Below are 1748 nucleotides of genomic sequence, written 5' to 3' on the forward strand. Positions count from 1 at the left end.
GTATCATAGCCTTCCGGCAGCCTGCTGATGAAATCATGCGCCTGGGCCATTCGCGCTGCCGCTTCTACCTCGGTCTGGGCTGCACCGGGCTTGCCGAAGGCGATATTGTCGCGGATCGTGCCGGTGAACAGGAACGATTCCTGCAGGATCATCCCGATCCGCCGCCGCAGCTCCAGCAGCGGAAGCTCACGGATGTCCTGTCCGTCAAGCTGAATAGAGCCTGACGTAACGTCATAGAGCCGGGGAATCAGCTGGACGAGCGTGGTTTTGCCGGAGCCGGTTGCCCCGATTATGGCCACGGTCTCCCCGCGCTTGGCTTCAATGTTAATATCCCGCAGCACCAGATCCTTCGGATCGGACGAACCGTTATAGGAGAAGGACACATTCTCCAGCTTGACCTTGCGGCCGGGAAGAGACACTGCGCCTCCTGCTTCAGCATCGCGGATATGCGGCTGCGCAGCCAGTACCTCCTGAATCCGGTCAGCCGACACTTTGGCCTGCGACACGTTCATCAGCAGACTGCTGACCATCAGCAGGGAGGATAATACCTGAACTACATAGTTAACAAAGGCGACCAGATCGCCTGCCTTAACCGAGCCGAACGATACCTGGTTACCGCCGTACAGCAGCACGGTTACAAGGCAGGCGTTCATAATCAGCGTGACGATCGGCGAATTCAGCGCGATAAAGCGGGCTGCCCGGATCGAGACCCGGGTATAATCCCCGTTAACCTCGCGGAACCGCCCTGTTTCATAGCCGGTGCGTACAAACGCTTTGACGACCCGGATTCCCGCCAGATTTTCCTGAATCCGCGTATTTACGGCATCCAGCTTCCCCTGCACTGCAGAAAAAATCGGAGTTGAAAAACGGATCAGCAACGCGACTACAGCAATCAGGACAATCAGCGTGCCCAGCAGGATAAGCCCCAGCTGCCGGTTGATAATCAGCGCCATAACCACGCTGCCGACCAGCAGGCTGGGCGCACGTACAAGGCCTTGCAGGCCCATCTGCAATAGATTCTGCACCTGTACCACATCGCTGGTCATCCGGGTCATCAGCGAGCCGGACTTGAAGGTATCAACATTTTCGAACGAAAAGGTCTGCACCTTCGTGAACAGCGCTTCACGGATATCGGCGCCAAAATTCTGCGAGGCCCGGCTGGCAAAAAAGTTGCACAGCACGCCGGTAACCAGCCCCAGCAGAGCAACGCCCAGCATCAAAAATCCGGTCCGCTCAATAACGCTAAAGTTGCGGCTCACAATCCCGTAGTCAACGATATGTGCAGCCAGTGTGGGCTGAAGCAGGTCAAAAAAGACCTCCAGCATCATGAACAGCGGAGCCAGAATCATAAATTTTACATATGGCTTCAAATAACGTCTTAATTCCCACATCATGAATCCCCTTCTGGCATCTGAGTCTCATTCGCTTCCCTGCGGCGCAGCTCAAAATGCCGGGTATACTCGTCAATCACCATCTCTACCGCCTTGAGCTCACCGAGCAGCACCGGCTTAATTTCCTGATATTCCGGCGCTTCCACCTGCTGCTTCAGCGTTGCTCTTTTCACCTCAAGCACATTCAAAAATTCCAGCGCCCGCCCGCGGCGGAACGTCTTGGCTCCGTCATGATGCCTGCCTTTATGCCGGCCTTCACAGTTACGGTCACCATGCCCGCCGTGTTCCCATTGTTCTTTCATTTTGGGTCACTCCTTTTGCAATTTATCAACAACACTATTGTATACAAATGTATAC

Annotated in this window: 2 protein-coding genes; both read right to left on the minus strand. The window is 55.0% G+C overall.

Translation table 11 applies throughout. The annotated features are described in order from the left end of the window. On the minus strand, nt 1–1394 hold a 1394-nt coding region (locus tag BN3772_RS30375; RefSeq protein ID WP_244444882.1), incomplete at its 3' end, for an ABC transporter ATP-binding protein. Continuing rightward, a complete protein-coding gene (locus BN3772_RS30380) occupies nt 1391–1693 on the minus strand; it encodes a hypothetical protein (protein WP_042204525.1) in 303 nt (100 codons plus the stop codon). The genes BN3772_RS30375 and BN3772_RS30380, both read right to left, overlap by 4 nt. Nucleotides 1694–1748 lie beyond the last annotated feature (55 nt).

This window comes from Paenibacillus camerounensis (assembly GCF_000723885.1).
Lineage (GTDB): Bacteria > Bacillota > Bacilli > Paenibacillales > Paenibacillaceae > Paenibacillus_AQ > Paenibacillus_AQ camerounensis.

Bases quoted from the DNA above. Each gene is read 5' to 3' on its own strand.
- BN3772_RS30380 (WP_042204525.1), bottom strand. From the start codon at position 1,693: ATGAAAGAACAATGGGAACACGGCGGGCATGGTGACCGTAACTGTGAA.